This window comes from Pseudomonas sp. HY7a-MNA-CIBAN-0227 (genome assembly GCF_040310325.1).
Taxonomy (GTDB): domain Bacteria; phylum Pseudomonadota; class Gammaproteobacteria; order Pseudomonadales; family Pseudomonadaceae; genus Aquipseudomonas.
This window is the reverse complement of the sequence record NZ_JBEOPT010000002.1, coordinates 407,299-424,431: the sequence shown is the minus strand read 5'-3', so window position 1 is coordinate 424,431 and position 17,133 is coordinate 407,299. Positions and strand designations below refer to the sequence as shown.

Sequence of the window (17,133 nt, the reverse complement as noted above, 5' to 3'; positions counted from 1 at the left end):
GCCCTGACGCAGATCGCACAGGGCTGCACCTGAATAAATCGATTCATGCCGGGCAAGGCCGATAGCCTCTGATGTTCAGCTATGCTTGCCGGGCGAAGGGAAACGTAAAGTGGTTCAGCACCCGATGGATATCAAGTTCGCCCACCGCTTGTCTTATAAACAAGCCAGACTGACTGTGCTGGTCGGTTTCGTCTTGGGAACCTTGCTCAGCCTGATCCAAATCGGTATTGATTATGCCAGCGAAGACGCCTCCATCAACCGGGAAATACGCTCGCTGATTGAAATCAGCCATGACCCGGCCTCACGCATCGCCTACAACATCGACGCCGAACTGGCGCAAGAGCTGACGTTGGGCCTGTTGCACTCCCCTGCCATCACCCGTGCCCAACTGATCGACAACAACGCAACGGTACTGGCCGACGTTGATCGACCACGCAAGGAAAGCAGCTACCGCCCCATCAGTGACTTCCTGTTTGGCGCCAATCGCCAGTTCGAAGACCGGCTGTTCCTCGCACACATGCCAACCGAATCCCTTGGCGTCTTGCGCCTCGACGTCGACACCTACGCATTTGGCAGCCGCTTTCTTCGGCGCGCCGAGATCACCCTGCTCAGCGGTTTTACCCGCAGCCTGATCCTGACCGGAATCCTGCTGGGATTGTTCTACGTGATGCTGACCCAGCCGCTGGTGCGGATCATCCGCAAGCTGAGTACCCGCAACCCTCGTGGCGCCGCCCAGGGCCGCCTGGACTGCCCGCCAGGGCATGAGCACGACGAGATTGGCGTGCTGGTCAACGTTGCCAACCAACAGTTCGAAAACATGGAAGCCGAAATCCAGCAACGCCAGCAAGCAGAGGACCGTCTAACCGAGTACCTCGGGCAACTGGAAAACATTGTTTCTGCCAGGACCACCGAGCTCAAGGCGATCAACCACCGGCTGAGCCAATCCAACGAAGAATTGGAAGCCGCGAAGATGGCGGCCCTTGGCATGGCCCAGGCCCGTGCCGCCTTCCTGGCCAACATGAGTCACGAAATTCGCACGCCACTTAATGGGCTGCTGGGGATGATCGCCCTTTCCCTGGACAGCCCGCTGAATGCCGAGCAGCGCCAACAGCTATCGATTGCCCATGACTCAGGCAAAGTCCTCGTGGAATTGCTCAACGATATTCTCGATATGTCCAAGTTCGATGCCGGTCAGCTTGAGCTGGAGACGATCCCGTTCGACCTCGGCTCGCTGGTGGAAGACACAGCCAATCTGCTCTCGCAAAACGCCGCGCCCAACGTTGAGTTAACGTGCCTGATCGACCATCAGTTTCCCGCCCTGGTCATCGGCGATCCGACCCGAGTCAGGCAAATCGTCAGCAACCTGCTGTCCAACGCCTTGAAGTTCACCCGCTTTGGCCGGGTCGATGTGCGCCTCAATGCGCACAACGGTCGAGTCAGGATCGAGGTCTGCGACACCGGCATCGGTATTGCCCAGGATGCCCAGGTGAAGATTTTCCAACCGTTCACCCAGGCCGGCGCCGGCATCACTCGCCAGTTTGGCGGGACCGGACTGGGGCTGGCACTGACCCACAGCCTTTGCGAAGCCATGCGCGGCCGCCTGAGCATCAGTTCGGAACCCGGCTTTGGCAGCCAGTTCTGCGCTGACCTGCCTCTGCCCACCCATATACCTGTCGTGCGCCTGGCGCCCCTGACGGGCGAGGTGGTTGCCATTACCTCTGCCAGTAGCGGTCTGGCGGAGCTGCTGAACACCCTGTTGCCCAGTTGGGGGCTGACGCCGCATTGCCGCACCATCGACGATGACTTGAGTGGGCTCAAACCCGACCTGCTGATCACCGATTGCGCCGAATGCCTGTTCCGCCTGCGCCCGGCGATTAGCGCACCGATCCTGCTGGTCACCGCCTATGGAAACTTCATGCCCAGCGAAGAAGTCGCCGCCCTGGCCCCTCTGCAACAACAGGCGCGGCCATTGAGCCGCAATGCGCTGTACCAGATCCTGCATCGCAACCTGCGCCCCGACACAAATATCGTCCTTGACCTTGCCCAGCTGGAAACCGGCCCGATCACCCATAGGGCGCGCATCCTGCTGGTGGAAGACAATCCGGTCAATCAGCTGGTGGCCAAGGGCATGCTGAGCAAGCTCGGCTGTGAGGTAATCGTCGCGGCCCACGGTGGCGAGGCCCTCAAGTTGCTTGAAGAACAACGTTTCGACATGGTGTTGATGGACTGCAACATGCCGGTCATGGATGGCTACGAGGCAAGCCGGCAGATTCGCCGCAGTGGGCGCTGGCCGGAACTGCCAATCGTCGCGCTGACCGCCAACGCCCTGTCCGAAGAACGAGAGCGCTGCCGGGCCGCGGGAATGAATGACTACCTGGCCAAGCCTTTTCGACGGGAAGAACTCAACGGCCTGCTCGACCTGTGGGTGCCGACTACGACAAGTCTTTGATCTGCCTGAGCAACTGATCCAGGCCGTGGCGCAAGGCATCTGCCTGACTCAGATCGACGCCACTGTCACATAGTAAGCGAGCCTTTAGCGGTTGAACCCTGTCACGCAGGCGCCTGCCCGCCTCGGCAAGACTCAGGTGCACCTCACGTTCGTCGCTGGCACTGCGCTGACGCCTGACCAGGGCCAGTTGCTCAAGGCGCTTGAGCAGCGGCGTCAAGGTGCCGGAATCCAGTAACAGGCGTTCGCCCAAAGCCTTGACCGTCGGCTGCGGTGGCGCCGCATCCTGCCATTCCCACAACACCAGCATCACCAGGTATTGCGGATAGGTCAGGCCCAACTGATCGAGCATCGGCTTGTAGGCCCGCGTCACCGCACGGGAGGCTGCGTACAGCTTGAAACACAACTGACTGTCGAGGGCCAGGGACTCGTTGGGCAGGTCGGTCATTTGAGCAACGCTTCGATCTCTTGGGTCAGTTCCTGAGGTTTAGTGGTGGGCGCGAAGCGCTTGACCACCTGGCCGTCACGGCCGATCAGGAACTTGGTGAAGTTCCACTTGATGCCCTTGGAACCCAGCAAGCCCGGCGCACGCTGTTTAAGTTGCACAAACAACGGATGAGCCTCGCCACCGTTCACATCGATCTTCTTGAACAGCGGGAAGCTGACACCGAAATTCAACTCGCAAAATTCGGAGATGGCACCTTCGTTGCCCGGCTCTTGCTTGCCAAACTGGTTGCAAGGGAAGCCCAGCACCACCAGCCCCTGGTCCTTGTATTGCTGCCAGAGTTGCTCCAGACCCTTGTATTGCGGGGTGAAGCCGCACTTGCTGGCGGTATTGACCACGAGGATCGCCTTGCCGGAGAAATCGGCCAACGTCTTTTGCTCACCTTTTATGGTGGTGCAAGGGATGCTCAGCAGGTTGTCGCTCATGGCAGTGCCTCGAAAGAGATAAGGAGGCCTAAAAGATAGTAGGCAATTCAATTGTGTGCAATTTAATTTACCAGACTTATACCTTGACATAGCCCCCTGCAGGCGCGAGTGCCTGCAGGGTTACTGTCTAGCGTGCCACCAGATCCAGGCACACAGAATTGATGCAATAGCGCAAACCGGTCGGCGGCGGGCCGTCAGGGAACACATGACCCAGGTGAGCATCACACTTGGTGCAGGTGACTTCAGTGCGAACCATGCCGTGGCTGACGTCACGGATCTCGACCATTGCCTGCTCGGCAATCGGCTCGTAGAAGCTGGGCCAGCCGCAGCCGGAATCAAACTTGGCCTTCGAATCGAACAACGGTTCATTGCAGCAAATGCAGTGGTACACACCGTCGACCTTGGAGTCGTTGTACTTGCCGGAAAAAGGCCGTTCGGTGCCCTTGAGGCGACAAACGTTGTACTGCTCTGGGTCGAGCATTGCCTTCCACTCATCAACGGTTTTCTGCAACTTTTCCATCGGTACACCTCGGCAACTGAAAAAGCCTGATCTGTGTCTTTTCCATGGATCAGGGGGCACGTATGATTGCGCCTCGTCAAAACGCCAGTCTGGCACCCGTTTTACCGGTATTCAAACGTATTTATGGGTGCGCCAGCGCAGGATTCCCAGCACGGTAGTGTCCACGCCGTCTGGATCGTTCATTTTCGGGATCACATCGCCATGCAGGTCAGCAAATCGAACAAGCTCGCCAACGTCTGCTACGACATTCGCGGCCCAGTGCTCAAGCACGCCAAACGCCTGGAAGAGGAAGGCCATCGCATCCTCAAGCTGAACATTGGCAACCCGGCGTCCTTTGGTTTCGAAGCGCCAGATGAAATCCTCCAGGACGTGATCCGCAACCTGCCCACCGCCCAGGGATACAGTGACTCCAAGGGGTTGTTCAGCGCCCGCAAGGCGGTAATGCAGTACTACCAGCAAAAGCAGGTGGACGGCGTCGGCATCGAAGACATCTACCTGGGCAACGGTGTATCCGAGCTGATCGTGATGGCTACGCAGGCCTTGCTCAATAACGGTGACGAAGTGCTGGTACCGGCACCCGACTATCCGCTGTGGACTGCCGCCGTGACCCTGGCCGGCGGCCATCCAGTGCATTACCTGTGTGATGAACAAGCCAACTGGTGGCCGGACCTTGCAGACATCAAGGCCAAGATCACCCCCAACACCAAGGCACTGGTGATCATCAACCCGAACAACCCCACCGGCGCCGTCTATTCCAGGGAAGTGCTGCAGGGCATGCTCGAACTGGCTCGCCAGCACAATCTGGTGGTGTTCTCCGACGAGATCTACGACAAGATCCTCTACGACGATGCTGTGCACATCTGCACTGCATCCCTGGCGCCGGACCTGTTGTGCCTGACGTTCAACGGCCTTTCCAAATCCTACCGGGTGGCGGGTTTCCGTTCCGGCTGGGTGGCCATCTCCGGGCCCAAGCACAACGCACAAAGCTACATCGAAGGCATCGACATGCTGGCCAACATGCGCCTGTGCGCCAACGTGCCAAGCCAGCACGCGATCCAGACCGCCCTCGGTGGCTACCAGAGCATCAATGACCTGGTGCTGCCGGCAGGTCGCCTGCTGGAACAGCGCAACCGCACCTGGGAACTGCTCAACGACATTCCCGGCGTCAGCTGCGTCAAACCCATGGGCGCCCTGTATGCCTTCCCGCGGATCGACCCGAAAGTCTGCCCGATCCACAACGATGAAAAGTTCGTCCTCGACCTGCTGCTGTCGGAAAAACTGCTGGTGGTCCAGGGCACGGCGTTCAACTGGCCGTGGCCCGATCACTTCCGCGTGGTGACTTTGCCGCGCGTGGATGACCTGGACATGGCCATAGGTCGAATTGGCAACTTCCTGAAGTCCTATCGCCAGTAATGAATTTTTCCGCTGTACGACTCACTTAAGGTCGTACAGCGATTATCTGGCAACACATCTGTGCCTGACACGGGCGCAGGCATTTACAGCCCCCTCCTCGCCCCCCTGGTTGCGCACTCGCCAATAACCATGGGGCTGAACGCACATTTTGACCAACCTACAGATTCAGAAATCCCCTTCAAGGCTTTACATTCAGGCTGTAGGACACAGTTTGAAATAGTCGTCCGGTTGAATAGCCCAGTGCCGCACCTTATATACCCCGCAGTACGCAACACATTAAGCATAAGGAGAATTCTACAACCATGATGCGCATCCTGCTGTTCTTGGCCACTAACCTGGCGGTCGTGCTGATTGCCAGCATCACCCTGAGCCTTTTCGGCTTCAACGGGTTCATGGCGGCCAACGGGGTTGATCTGAACCTCAATCAGCTGCTGGTTTTCTGTGCGGTTTTTGGTTTCGCCGGGTCGATTTTCTCGCTGTTCATCTCCAAGTGGATGGCGAAGATGAGCACCAGTACCCAGATCATTACTCAGCCGCGTACGCGGCATGAACAATGGCTGATGCAAACCGTCGAGCAATTGTCCCGTGAAGCCGGAATCAAGATGCCCGAGGTCGGGATTTTCCCGGCCTATGAAGCCAACGCGTTTGCCACGGGCTGGAACAAGAACGATGCTCTTGTTGCCGTCAGCCAGGGCTTGCTGGAGCGTTTCTCGCCCGATGAAGTGAAGGCCGTGCTGGCCCATGAAATCGGTCACGTGGCCAACGGTGACATGGTCACCCTGGCGCTGGTACAAGGCGTTGTGAACACCTTCGTGATGTTCTTCGCGCGCATCATCGGCAACTTCGTCGACAAGGTCATCTTCAAGAATGAAGGCGGCCAGGGTATTGCCTACTACGTGGCAACCATCTTCGCCGAACTGGTACTGGGCTTCCTCGCCAGCTCGATCGTGATGTGGTTCTCGCGCAAACGGGAATTTCGCGCTGACGAAGCGGGTGCCCGCCTGGCCGGCACCAATGCGATGATCGGTGCCCTGCAACGCCTGCGCTCCGAACAGGGTCTGCCGGTGCATATGCCCAACACCCTGACCGCCTTCGGCATCAACGGTGGCGTCAAGCAAGGCCTGGCTCGTATGTTCATGAGCCACCCGCCGCTGGAAGAGCGGATCGACGCCTTGCGTCGTCGGGGCTAACGAGCTGGTAGCAACACAGAAAGGGGCGATTGGATCGCCCCTTTTTTATGGGCGCCTCTTCAGCTCTTGGCCAACCGATAAACCCGCTCATCCAGTCGTGTGACACCGTCCTGCAAGAACTTCCAGCTCTCTCCCAGAATGTCCTGCTCGTCAAGAACGTCCAGCTGCCAGTGTTGCCCCAACAGCAACCGTACTTCTTCGTCAGGCACGGCAAAAGGCGGGCCGGCCTTCTGCGCCTGTTCATAGTCGAGGGTGATCAACAGGCCCTGGCAACCTCGGGCCAGGATGCTGTTCAGGTGCGCGGCATACTGCTCACGCATCAACGGTGGCAAGGCTATCATCGCCGCACGGTCATAAAACGCTGTGCACTCGGCCACGTCTCCCTCATCCAAAGCGAAGAAATCACCGCACCACAGCTCAACAGATCCCGCCTGATAAACCCTGAATAACCCCCTCTGACTGATTTGCGGTGTGAGCCCCTGCTCACTGAAAAAGCCTTCAATGGCCGTTTCCGATAGCTCCACGCCAATAACCTGATGACCCTGACTGGCCAGCCACGCCAGGTCCAGGCTTTTACCGCACAACGGCACCAGCACACGCGCCCCGCTCGTCAAGACCAATGCGGGCCAGTGGCGCTGCAGGTAAGGATTCACCTCGGGCAAATGAAAGCCAATCTGATTGCGCGCCCAGCGCTCATGCCAAAACTTGGGATCCATGAATCACCCTGAAAATTCGATCAAATAGCACTAAAACTTATATTAGATTTAGATTAATGATCTGATTGAAGATGGCACCATCTTAACCTCAGGACCGCTCTCATGCTCCCTAGCCTGTTTATCTCTCACGGTTCGCCCATGCTCGCCCTGCAACCGGGCGCCAGCGGTCCGGCCTTGGCGCGGCTGGCGGCCGAGTTGCCGCGCCCCAAGGCAATTGTCGTGGTGTCGGCGCACTGGGAAAGCCAGGGCCTGTTGGTCAGCGGCAGTCCGGCTCCAGAAACCTGGCACGACTTCGGCGGCTTCCCAGCGGAACTGTTTGCCGTGCAATACCCGGCGCCCGGCCAACCGCAGTTGGCAGTACAAATTGTCAACTTGCTCCAGAAGGATGGTTTGGATGTGATGGTCGATACCAAACGTCCATTCGACCATGGCGCCTGGGTGCCGCTGTCTCTGATGTACCCCGATGCCAATATCCCGGTGCTGCAAGTCTCGCTGCCCACTCGCCTCGGCCCTGCCCTGCAAACCCGAGTTGGCCATGCGCTCGCCGGCCTGCGCGAGCAAGGCGTGCTGCTGATCGGCTCCGGCAGCATTACCCATAACCTTGGCGAGCTGGATTGGCACGCCGGGCCGGAAAGTATTCAACTCTGGGCTCGGGACTTTCGCGATTGGGTTGTGGAGAAGCTTGCAGCCGGTGATGAAGCCGCATTGCACGACTATCGTCGCCAGGCACCCAATGCAGTACGCAGTCATCCCAGCGATGAGCATTTGTTGCCATTGTATTTTGCACGGGGCGCAGGCGGGCAATTCAGCATTGCTCACCAAGGCTTCACCATGGGAGCGCTGGGAATGGATATCTATCGATTTGGCTAGCTCAAACATCAGGCAAAAAAAATCCCCGAACCAGTCGGGGATTTTTTATGTTCGATCAATCAGCTCAAGAGCGGATCAATCTTCGCGATAGCGACGCAGCTTGAGCTGCTTACCGGCAACACGAGTGTCCTTCAGCTTGGTCAGCAGTTTTTCCAGACCATCTTCCGGCAGCTCCACCAGGGAGAAGCTGTCACGAACCTGGATGCGACCGATAGCTTCACGTGCCAGGCCACCCTCATTAAGGATAGCGCCCAGCAGGTTCTTGGCAGCGATACCATCACGCGCACCCAGCGCGGTACGGCAGCGAGCACGGCCTTCAGCCAATGGAACCGGAGCACGACGCTCACGATCACCACGGTCCGGACGATCACCGGTACGCTCTGGACGATCACCGCGCGGAGCGTTGTTCGGTACCAGTGGACGATCTTTCTCGATGGCAGCCAGGGTCAGTGCTTGACCGTTGGTAGCCTTGCGCAGCAGTGCTGCAGCCAGGGCACGTGGGGTGCAACCGATATCGGCAGTCAGGCGGTCCAGCAGATCACCGTGGGTCGATTCAGCGTCAGCCACCAGCGGCGACAGGCTGTTGGTCAGCTTCTTGATGCGAGCATCGAGAACGGCCTGGGCATCCGGCAGGCGGACTTCGGCAACTTTCTGACCGGTAACACGCTCGATCACTTGCAGCATGCGGCGCTCACGCGGAGTCACCAACAGCAGTGCACGACCTTCGCGACCGGCACGGCCAGTACGGCCGATACGGTGAACGTAGGATTCCGGATCGTACGGCATGTCAACGTTGAACACGTGAGTGATGCGCGGAACGTCCAGGCCACGAGCGGCAACGTCGGTCGCCACAACGATGTCCAGACGGCCATCCTTGAGGGATTCGATCACGCGCTCACGTTGGTTCTGGGCAATGTCACCGTTCAGCGCAGCGGCTTTGTAGCCTTTGGCTTCCAGGGCACTGGCCAGGTCCAGGGTTGCTTGCTTGGTGCGCACGAACATGATCAGGGCATCGAAGTCTTCGACTTCCAGCAGGCTCAATACAGCCGAGGTCTTCTGGTCAGCGTGAACCAACAGGTGAGCCTGTTCGATCGCGGTAACGGTCTGAGTCTTGGTCTGGATCTTCACGTGTTGCGGATCGCGCAGATGGCGTTCGGCAATGGCACGGATCGACTGCGGCAGGGTAGCCGAGAACAATACGGTCTGACGGGTCGCTGGCAGAGCCTTGAAGATGACTTCCAGGTCGTCCATGAAGCCCAGCTTGAGCATTTCGTCAGCTTCGTCGAGAACCAGATGGTTCACGGTCGACAGGACTTTTTCGTCGCGACGCAGGTGGTCGCATAGACGGCCCGGAGTGGCGACAACGATCTGTGCGCCGTTACGGATTGCTTTCAGTTGTGGGCCCATAGGCGCGCCGCCGTAAACGGCCACAACGGTAACGCCCGGCATTTGCTTGGCGTAAGTTTCGAAAGCAGTTGCTACTTGCAGCGCCAACTCACGGGTTGGCGCCAGGATCAGGGCTTGCGGCTCGCGCTTGGCAGGATCGATGCAATGCAGGATCGGCAGGGCGAACGCAGCGGTTTTACCCGTACCGGTTTGCGCCTGGCCAATCATGTCGTGGCCGGCCATGATGATCGGGATCGATTGATGCTGAATAGCCGAAGGTTCTTCGTAGCCAGTCGCAATGACGGCTGCAAGGATATTCGGGTTAAGATTAAAAGCGGCGAAGCCGCCGGTTTCCTGGGTCATGGGTCTGCCTCTAAGTGCATCCGCAAAGACCCATGCTCCAAAGCTGCGCATGCCGTGTTGAGACTCAAGAGTCGCCCTGGCTGCTTTGTCGGCGGGGATTTGCGAAAACGAATGAATGAAAAAGATTCGTCAAGGGAGAGTCCGTTGTACGGACGTGCAGCCGAAGCTGACTTCGGGGAATTGCGCTACCTAAACGCGGCCCGGTTAAAGGCCGGCGCGCACTATACCGGAAATACCTGAAAAAGGGAGCTTTTTTTATCGAAAAACCCCGTTGAACTGCTCTGTATCACAGGCTTTGCGCATCCTTGCAGTAGCGTCTATTTTTCAAAGACCCGGCCCTGCTGGTCATGACGCTTAAACGGTTCACTTTTCGCAGCGGGCCCTTCGGTCCGAAACTACTCTTCGCGCCCGAGGTCTCACCCATGAATCAAGCCAGCAGCAGCCGCGTCAGCCGTGAACAGCAGGGTCACGTCCTGCTTCTGGGCCTGGATCGCGTGGCCAAGCGCAATGCCTTCGACCTCGACCTGCTGAACGAACTGAGCCTGGCCTATGGAGAATTTGATCGTAACGACGAGGCGCGAGTAGCCATCGTCTTCGGCCACGGCGACCACTTCACTGCTGGCCTGGACCTGGCCAATGTCGCCCACGCCATGGCCCAGGGCTGGCAACCGCCGTTGGGCGGTTGCGACCCGTGGGGTGTATTCGCCGGGCCACGGGTCAGCAAACCGGTGATTGTCGCCGCCCAGGGTTATTGCCTGACCATTGGCATCGAATTGATGCTGGCAGCGGATATCAACCTGTGCGCCAGCAATACCCGCTTTGCGCAGATGGAAGTGCAACGTGGGATCTTTCCTTTTGGTGGCGCGACGCTGCGCTTCCATCAAATCGCCGGCTGGGGCAATGCCATGCGCTGGTTGCTTACCGGCGATGAATTCGATGCCCATGAAGCGCTGCGCCTGGGCCTGGTGCAAGAAGTCATGGCCAGCGAAGACCTGTTACCCAGGGCGCTGGAGCTGGCCAATCGCATCGCACGGCAAGCGCCGCTGGGGGTGCAGGCCACCTTGATGTCGGCGCGTCAGGCCCGCATCGAGGGTGAAACGGCCGCTGCTGCCGGGTTGCCGGTACTGGTGGAGAAGCTGCTTAACAGTGAAGATGCCAAGGAAGGTGTGCGAGCGATGATCGAAAAACGACCAGGGGTGTTCAAAGGCTGTTGATGACTGACACAAGTGCCCAACCTCAGGTCGCCGGCCGAATCGCCTTGATCAACGATTGCAACGAATACCCCAGCCGCGGCGCCAGCGCTTCAGCGCGGGCAGCCAGTGCATCCCGGTCCAGCTCCTGATCCAGGTCCGCCGGCACGATCAGGATCACATTGCCCTCCTTCACCGGCAGCTCCCAGTAGTGCCGGTGATAAAGCCCGCGCAGCAAAGCGGCGCCCAACGGTTTGCCGTCATCGGTGGCCCACTGGTTGATGATCAGCCAGCCACCAGGGTTGAGGTGCTTCTGGCAGTTTTCCAGGAAGGTCCAGGCCAGATGCCCGACACCCGGACCGAGGTCGGTATACAGGTCGACGAAAATCAAGTCCGCCGGCTCCGCGGTTTCCAGCAATTGCAGAGCGTCGCCCACACGGATATATAACCGCGGATCGTCATCCAGGCCCAGAAACTCGATGGCCAGGCGCGGTACATCTGGACGCAGCTCAATGGCTTCGACATCTTCCAGCGGCAGGAACTTGAGGCACGCCTGAGTCAGGGTTCCGGCACCAAGCCCGAGGAACAACGCACTTTCCGGCTGTTCATGACACAGCGCACCGACAAGCATGGCGCGGGTGTAGTCGTACTCCAGCCAGCTGGGGTCAGCAGTGAACACGCAACTCTGCTCAATGGCGTCACCAAATTCAAGAAAGCGGTAATCGGCCACTTCCAATACACGGATCATGCCGAAGTCATCATGGACTTCGGCCAGCAGGCGCTCAACGCGCTCCTCAGTCATCTCATCTCCTAACGGTTACCAGGCAACAACCTGGGCACCGGATCAATCCAGCCGCCCAGTCCCAAGCGGGAAAGGCGCGATTGTCCGCGAACCGGCGCCAGCAGGTCACGCACTAATTGCTGATAACATGGCAACCCGACCGTAAATCACTCGAGTTCATGATGAGCCAACCCTGGAGCCCCGATAGCTGGCGCGCCCTGCCGATCCAGCAACAACCCCGCTACCCTGACGCCGCACACTTGCTGCAGGTCGAGCAAAGCCTTGCCAGCTATCCGCCGCTGGTGTTCGCCGGTGAAGCCCGTGAGTTGCGCCGTCAGTTTGCCGAGGTTACCCAGGGTCGCGCCTTTCTGCTGCAGGGCGGCGATTGCGCCGAGAGCTTTGCCGAGTTCTCGGCGGCGAAAATCCGCGACACGTTTAAAGTGCTGCTGCAGATGGCCATTGTCATGACCTTCGCCGCCGGCTGCCCTGTGGTGAAAGTCGGGCGCATGGCCGGTCAGTTTGCCAAGCCGCGCTCGGCCAACGATGAAACCATCGACGGCGTCACGCTGCCGGCCTACCGTGGCGATATCGTCAACGGTATTGGCTTCGATAAAAAAAGCCGCGTGCCGGACCCGGATCGCCTGTTGCAGTCCTACCATCAGTCCACCGCCACCCTGAACCTACTGCGAGCCTTTGCCCAGGGCGGCTTTGCCGACCTGCACCAGGTGCATAAGTGGAACCTGGACTTCATCGCCAATTCAGCCCTGGCCGAGAAGTACAGCCAGTTGGCCAACCGCATCGATGAAACACTGGCCTTCATGCGTGCCTGCGGTATGGACAGCTCGCCGCAATTGCGCGAGACCAGTTTTTTCACCGCCCACGAAGCGTTGCTGCTCAACTACGAGCAAGCATTTGTCCGTCGCGACAGCCTGACCAACGACTACTACGACTGCTCGGCCCATATGCTATGGATCGGCGATCGCACCCGCCAACTCGACGGCGCCCATGTCGAATTCCTGCGCGGAGTGAACAACCCGATCGGGGTCAAGGTCGGCCCGAGCATGAACCCGGACGACCTGATTCGCCTGATTGACATCCTCAACCCGGACAACGACCCCGGCCGCCTGAACCTGATTGCGCGCATGGGTGCCAACAAGGTAGGCGATCACCTGCCCAACTTGATCCGCGCCGTACAGCGCGAAGGCAAGCAAGTGCTGTGGAGTAGCGATCCAATGCACGGCAACACCATCAAGGCCAGCAGCGGCTACAAGACCCGGGATTTTGCGCAGATCCTCAGTGAGGTGAAGGCGTTCTTCCAGGTCCATGAAGCCGAAGGGACTTACGCCGGCGGGATTCATATCGAGATGACTGGGCAGAACGTCACCGAGTGCATCGGCGGGGCGCGGCCGATTACGGAAGATGGTTTGTCGGACCGCTACCACACCCATTGCGACCCACGGATGAATGCCGATCAGTCACTGGAGTTGGCGTTTTTGATTGCCGAGACATTGAAGCAAGTGAAAAGGTAAGGTTTTTTTGTTGCCTGATTAGGCACCTACACATCTCTTGAAGTTGCTGATAGCTGGGGGGGGTAGGTTCGGTTCTACGGAGCTATTGAGTACATATCCGTTATTTTGGTCAGGGCGGCTTGGGGTTACGCCCTTACGGCGTGTCACTTTGCAAAAGCGGCAAAGTAACCAAAGCGCTCTTGCCCCACCACTTGGTGCCTCGCTGTGGCTCGGCATGCCTTCACTCCGACATTGCTCCGTGGGCCGCCGCGATGGGCCATCCTTGGCCCAGCGCGGCTAAACCGGCGTCCTGCCGGTTTACCCACGGATCAATGCCTGCGTTCAGCCATCGTGGTTAACGGGGCGCCTAAGATCAAGATAAAAAGCACGGCGGCCTGGTAGCCGACCTGAGTGGGGAGAAGCAAGAGCGGATTCACTGCCACCTGTAGGAGCTAGCTTGCTCGCGATGGTCGTTAACGATGACATGGGTTTTCTGAATCACCGCGGTGCCCTCAGGTTCTTCGCGAGCGCCGCCCGGAGCAAACTCGCTCCTACAGTAGATCCGCTTTTGCTTTTCACCGCTCACTTAGGCGCCCCGTTAACCACTCCCCGCTTATCACAGCAACCCTAAAGCCCCCATCGCCACCCGCAACCGCGCCGCACTGGTCCGTTGGCAATTAAGCTGAACCTGCTCAAGCCCAAGCCAGTCGGCCATCTGCCGTAGATTCAGCGCCAAGGCCAACATCCCCTCCTCGTCCAACCCCGGTTCCTCTTCGTGTACGGCATGCACCGCCAATCGCCCGGCAGCACGTTCGGCCCGCAGGTCGACACGGGCGGCGATCCGTTCGTTGTGCAAAAACGGCAGCACGTAATAACCGTAGACCCGCTTGTCTTGCGGGGTATAGATCTCCAGCCGGTAACGGAAATCGAACAACCGCTCGGTCCGGCTGCGCTCCCAGATCAATGAATCAAAAGGCGAGAGCAGCGCACTGGCTAGCACCTTGCGCGGAACTTTCGGCTCAGGCAGGCAATAGGCAGGCTGCTTCCAACCCTGAACCTGGCACGCAACCAACTGACCCTCCTCGACCAACTCCGCCAAGCGCCCACGGCTATCGGCGGGCTCCAGTCGAAAGTAGTCCCGCAGATCCTTCTCTGTGCCAACGCCCAACGCCGTAGCCGCGTGCAGCAACAAGCCCCGCTGCGCCTCGGCTTCACTCAAGGGCGTTTGCTGGAGAATCGCGACGGGGATCACCCGTTCCGGCAAATCATAGAGCCGCTCAAAACCCCGACGTCCGGCGACCGTCACCAGGCCGGCGGCAAACAACCATTCCAGGGCATGCTTTTCATCGCTCCAGTCCCACCAGGGCCCGGCACGCTCCTCGCGGGTCGACAAACTGCCCGCGCCCAAGGCACCCCGCTGCTCGACGATGCCCAGCACCCGGCGAATGGTGTCCTGTTGCTCACGACCAAAGCGCGCCATCTGATGATAAATACCTTGCCCTTGAGACGCGCGCTGCATGCGCCAGCACATCAACGGATACAGTGCCATCGGCAGCAGCGACGCCTCATGCCCCCAATACTCAAACAACGAGCGCCGCCACCCCTGGCTCCAGGCAGCTTGTTCAAGAATCAGCGGGGAATAACTCCCAAGGCGGGAAAACAGCGGCAGGTAATGGGAGCGCACCACAGCGTTAACCGAATCAATCTGCAGCACACCCAAACGGTCAATCAGGCGATTGACCTGCGCAGCCTTGATCAGCGCCGGCGGCTGGCGCCCGGAAAAGCCTTGGGCGGCCAACGCCAGACGCCGCGCCTGCTTGAGGGAAAAGGACAGTTCTGCGGGCATGGGCATCTCCTTGTATGCTCGCAAGCTACCTTACTGAACCCTGGGTTGTGTAGGGGCATTGAAGTCATTTTCGCAGCGGGTCTTCCCAGAAACGCCGGTGACTTTCCATCTCGACGTCGGCTCGATTAAGGCCGATGTCCTTGAGTGCGTCATCGCTCATGCTCGCCAGCAACTGGCGTTCGCGATGCAGCGCCTGCCAACGGGAAAATCGCTGAAACAGCCTGGAAAAAGGACGTTTCACCATCAACACAAAACCTTTTTGACCTTTCATCATCTTGCCCTCCAGTGGGGATGACTGAAGTCTGTGCCTGGCGCTATGATCAATCCAACGAATGTTTCTTATGCAATACATCTCGGAGATTGATCAATTGTCCAACTATCCGAGCATCGACACTGAAGTCCTGCGCACCTTCGTCGCCATCGCCGATCAGGGCGGTTTCACCCGCGCGGGCGAGCAGGTCAACCGCACCCAGTCGGCGGTGAGTATGCAGATGAAGCGCCTGGAGGAGGACGTGCTGCAGCGCAAGCTGTTCGAGCGCGATGGTCGCCAGGTCAGGTTGACACCTGAGGGGCAGGTTCTACTGGGCTATGCGCGCAGGATACTGAAGTTGCACAGCGAGGTTTTTAACACCTTGCGCGAGCCGCATATGATCGGGCTGGTACGCATCGGCACACCCGATGACTACGTGATGCGTTTTTTGCCGGGCATCCTCAAGCGTTTTTCCAAGGCTTACCCGCTGATCCAGATTGAAATGCATTGCGAGGCGTCGCCGATACTGATGCAGCGCCGAGACCTGGACCTGACCGTTATCAGCCGCGAGCCGGGTAATGAAGTCGGCGAATTGCTTCGCCATGAACCCATGGTCTGGGTCGCCGCACCCTGCTTCTGCACGGACGAACACGCCGCGCTGCCCTTGGCCATTTCCGGCATGGACAGCTTCTGCACCCAGTGGGCGCGCGCCGCGCTGGATGCCAATGGCCGGGAGTATCGCCTGGCGTATCACAGCTCAAACGGTGCCGCGATCCTGGCGGTAGTGGGTGCAGGCCTGGCGGTGACGGTCACCATGGAAAGCCTGGTGACCGAAGACCTGCGGATATTGGGCGCAGCCGAAGGCTTCCCGCCGCTGCCATCCGTCAATCTGCGGCTACTGCGCAATTCGCGCACCACCTCGCCCATCACCGAATGTCTCGCCGAGTACATCATCGAAGGCTTTAAACTTTAAAGGTGAGCATCACCGCGCACACCACCAGAAAGCCGCAGAACAGCCCGCGCAGCAGGCGTTCCGGCAAGGCATGGGCGACTTTCACGCCCCAACTGATGCTAAGTAGCCCGCCGATGGCAAGCGGTATGCCGATCATCCAGTCCACTTCGTGGTGCCAGGCGTAGGTCACCAGGGTCACGCTGGTGCTAGGCAGCGCCAATGCCAGGGACAGGCCTTGGGCGACCACTTGGGTGGTGCCAAAAATACTGGTCAGCACTGGCGTGGCAACCACCGCGCCGCCCACGCCGAACAAGCCACCCATCGACCCCGACGCCGCCCCCAGCACCCCCAGCCACGGCCAGGAGTAGCGCATCTGTGCCGACGGCGGTGCATTGCTGGTGAACATGCGCAACAGGTTATAAGCCGACAGCGCCACCAGAAATGCAATAAAACCAATGCGCATCACACCGGCATCAATGCCCACGGCCCAAATCGACCCCAGCCATGCGAAGCAGAACCCCATCAGCCCCAGCGGCAGCGCGTGGCGCAGTTCGATACGGTTGCGTTGGTGATAGCGCCACAACGCCAGCATCACATTGGGCACTACCATCACCAGGGCCGTGCCTTGGGCGATTTGTTGATCAAGGCCAAACAACACGCCCAACACAGGGATGGCAATCAGCCCGCCGCCGATGCCAAACAAACCGCCGACAGTGCCCAACGCCACACCCAGTACCACATACATCGCCAAATCAAGCACGCCGCCTACTCC

Annotated in this window: 16 protein-coding genes; 7 read left to right on the top strand and 9 right to left on the bottom strand. The window is 59.2% G+C overall.

Translation table 11 applies throughout. The features are described from left to right. Positions 1 to 124: 124 nt before the first annotated feature. Entirely contained in the window at positions 125 to 2,449 is a 2,325-nt protein-coding gene (locus AAEZ06_RS05180; RefSeq protein WP_350613441.1) for a hybrid sensor histidine kinase/response regulator, read from the top strand. Here AAEZ06_RS05180 and AAEZ06_RS05175 read toward each other — a convergent pair. The 3 genes from AAEZ06_RS05175 to msrB form a co-directional block, all read right to left on the bottom strand. Further along, complete coding sequence (locus AAEZ06_RS05175) at positions 2,433 to 2,894, bottom strand: MarR family winged helix-turn-helix transcriptional regulator (protein WP_350613166.1); 462 nt, start codon at positions 2,892 to 2,894, stop codon at positions 2,433 to 2,435. The two genes, AAEZ06_RS05180 and AAEZ06_RS05175, sit on opposite strands and share 17 nt — an antisense overlap. After that, entirely contained in the window at positions 2,891 to 3,376 is a 486-nt protein-coding gene (locus tag AAEZ06_RS05170; protein WP_350613164.1) for a glutathione peroxidase, read from the bottom strand. The genes AAEZ06_RS05175 and AAEZ06_RS05170 overlap by 4 nt, the downstream gene beginning before the upstream one ends. A 127-nt stretch (positions 3,377 to 3,503) precedes the next feature. Next, a complete protein-coding gene (gene msrB / locus AAEZ06_RS05165) occupies positions 3,504 to 3,896 on the bottom strand; it encodes a peptide-methionine (R)-S-oxide reductase MsrB (RefSeq protein WP_350613162.1) in 393 nt (130 codons plus the stop codon). A gap of 201 nt (positions 3,897 to 4,097) precedes the next feature. Here msrB and AAEZ06_RS05160 point away from each other — a divergent pair, with 201 nt between their 5' ends. Then, complete coding sequence (locus tag AAEZ06_RS05160; RefSeq protein ID WP_350613160.1) at positions 4,098 to 5,309, top strand: pyridoxal phosphate-dependent aminotransferase; 1,212 nt, start codon at positions 4,098 to 4,100, stop codon at positions 5,307 to 5,309. Positions 5,310 to 5,611: 302 nt separating this feature from the next. Beyond that, entirely contained in the window at positions 5,612 to 6,499 is an 888-nt protein-coding gene (gene htpX / locus AAEZ06_RS05155) for a protease HtpX (protein ID WP_133098847.1), read from the top strand. Positions 6,500 to 6,558: 59 nt separating this feature from the next. Here htpX and AAEZ06_RS05150 read toward each other — a convergent pair whose 3' ends face one another. After that, positions 6,559 to 7,215 (bottom strand): thiopurine S-methyltransferase, encoded by a 657-nt coding sequence (locus AAEZ06_RS05150; protein WP_350613157.1) that lies wholly within the window; start codon positions 7,213 to 7,215, stop codon positions 6,559 to 6,561. Positions 7,216 to 7,317: 102 nt separating this feature from the next. On the opposite strand from AAEZ06_RS05150, the gene AAEZ06_RS05145 reads away from it, so the two are divergent. Further along, the gene (locus AAEZ06_RS05145; protein WP_350613155.1) at positions 7,318 to 8,085 is read left to right on the top strand and encodes a DODA-type extradiol aromatic ring-opening family dioxygenase; all 768 of its coding nucleotides are present in this window, start codon (positions 7,318 to 7,320) and stop codon (positions 8,083 to 8,085) included. 75 nt (positions 8,086 to 8,160) lie between these two features. On the opposite strand, the gene AAEZ06_RS05140 is transcribed toward AAEZ06_RS05145, so the two are convergent. Beyond that, entirely contained in the window at positions 8,161 to 9,834 is a 1,674-nt protein-coding gene (locus AAEZ06_RS05140; protein WP_350613153.1) for a DEAD/DEAH box helicase, read from the bottom strand. Positions 9,835 to 10,256: 422 nt separating this feature from the next. Between AAEZ06_RS05140 and AAEZ06_RS05135 the strand changes: the two genes are divergently transcribed. Continuing rightward, positions 10,257 to 11,048: a crotonase/enoyl-CoA hydratase family protein gene (locus AAEZ06_RS05135; protein WP_350613151.1), complete on the top strand. Its 792-nt coding sequence runs from the start codon at positions 10,257 to 10,259 to the stop codon at positions 11,046 to 11,048. A 22-nt stretch (positions 11,049 to 11,070) separates the two neighbouring features. On the opposite strand, the gene AAEZ06_RS05130 is transcribed toward AAEZ06_RS05135, so the two are convergent. Then, positions 11,071 to 11,826 (bottom strand): spermidine synthase, encoded by a 756-nt coding sequence (locus tag AAEZ06_RS05130; RefSeq protein WP_133098852.1) that lies wholly within the window; start codon positions 11,824 to 11,826, stop codon positions 11,071 to 11,073. A 161-nt stretch (positions 11,827 to 11,987) separates the two neighbouring features. Between AAEZ06_RS05130 and AAEZ06_RS05125 the strand changes: the two genes are divergently transcribed. Further along, positions 11,988 to 13,334 carry a class II 3-deoxy-7-phosphoheptulonate synthase gene (locus AAEZ06_RS05125; RefSeq protein WP_350613149.1) on the top strand — a complete coding sequence of 449 codons (1,347 nt, stop codon included), beginning with the start codon at positions 11,988 to 11,990 and terminating at the stop codon, positions 13,332 to 13,334. A 595-nt stretch (positions 13,335 to 13,929) separates the two neighbouring features. Here AAEZ06_RS05125 and AAEZ06_RS05120 read toward each other — a convergent pair. Together AAEZ06_RS05120 and AAEZ06_RS05115 are read right to left on the bottom strand one after the other, a co-directional pair. Then, the gene (locus AAEZ06_RS05120; protein ID WP_350613147.1) at positions 13,930 to 15,159 is read right to left on the bottom strand and encodes a winged helix-turn-helix domain-containing protein; all 1,230 of its coding nucleotides are present in this window, start codon (positions 15,157 to 15,159) and stop codon (positions 13,930 to 13,932) included. Positions 15,160 to 15,223: 64 nt separating this feature from the next. Beyond that, positions 15,224 to 15,430 carry a DUF1127 domain-containing protein gene (locus AAEZ06_RS05115; RefSeq protein ID WP_350613439.1) on the bottom strand — a complete coding sequence of 69 codons (207 nt, stop codon included), beginning with the start codon at positions 15,428 to 15,430 and terminating at the stop codon, positions 15,224 to 15,226. A 70-nt stretch (positions 15,431 to 15,500) separates the two neighbouring features. Here AAEZ06_RS05115 and AAEZ06_RS05110 point away from each other — a divergent pair, with 70 nt between their 5' ends. Further along, the gene (locus AAEZ06_RS05110) at positions 15,501 to 16,382 is read left to right on the top strand and encodes a LysR family transcriptional regulator (protein WP_350613145.1); all 882 of its coding nucleotides are present in this window, start codon (positions 15,501 to 15,503) and stop codon (positions 16,380 to 16,382) included. Here AAEZ06_RS05110 and AAEZ06_RS05105 read toward each other — a convergent pair. Beyond that, positions 16,372 to 17,121, bottom strand: a complete 750-nt coding sequence (locus tag AAEZ06_RS05105) for a sulfite exporter TauE/SafE family protein (RefSeq protein ID WP_350613143.1) — start codon at positions 17,119 to 17,121, stop codon at positions 16,372 to 16,374. The genes AAEZ06_RS05110 and AAEZ06_RS05105 overlap by 11 nt on opposite strands. Positions 17,122 to 17,133: the final 12 nt, after the last annotated feature.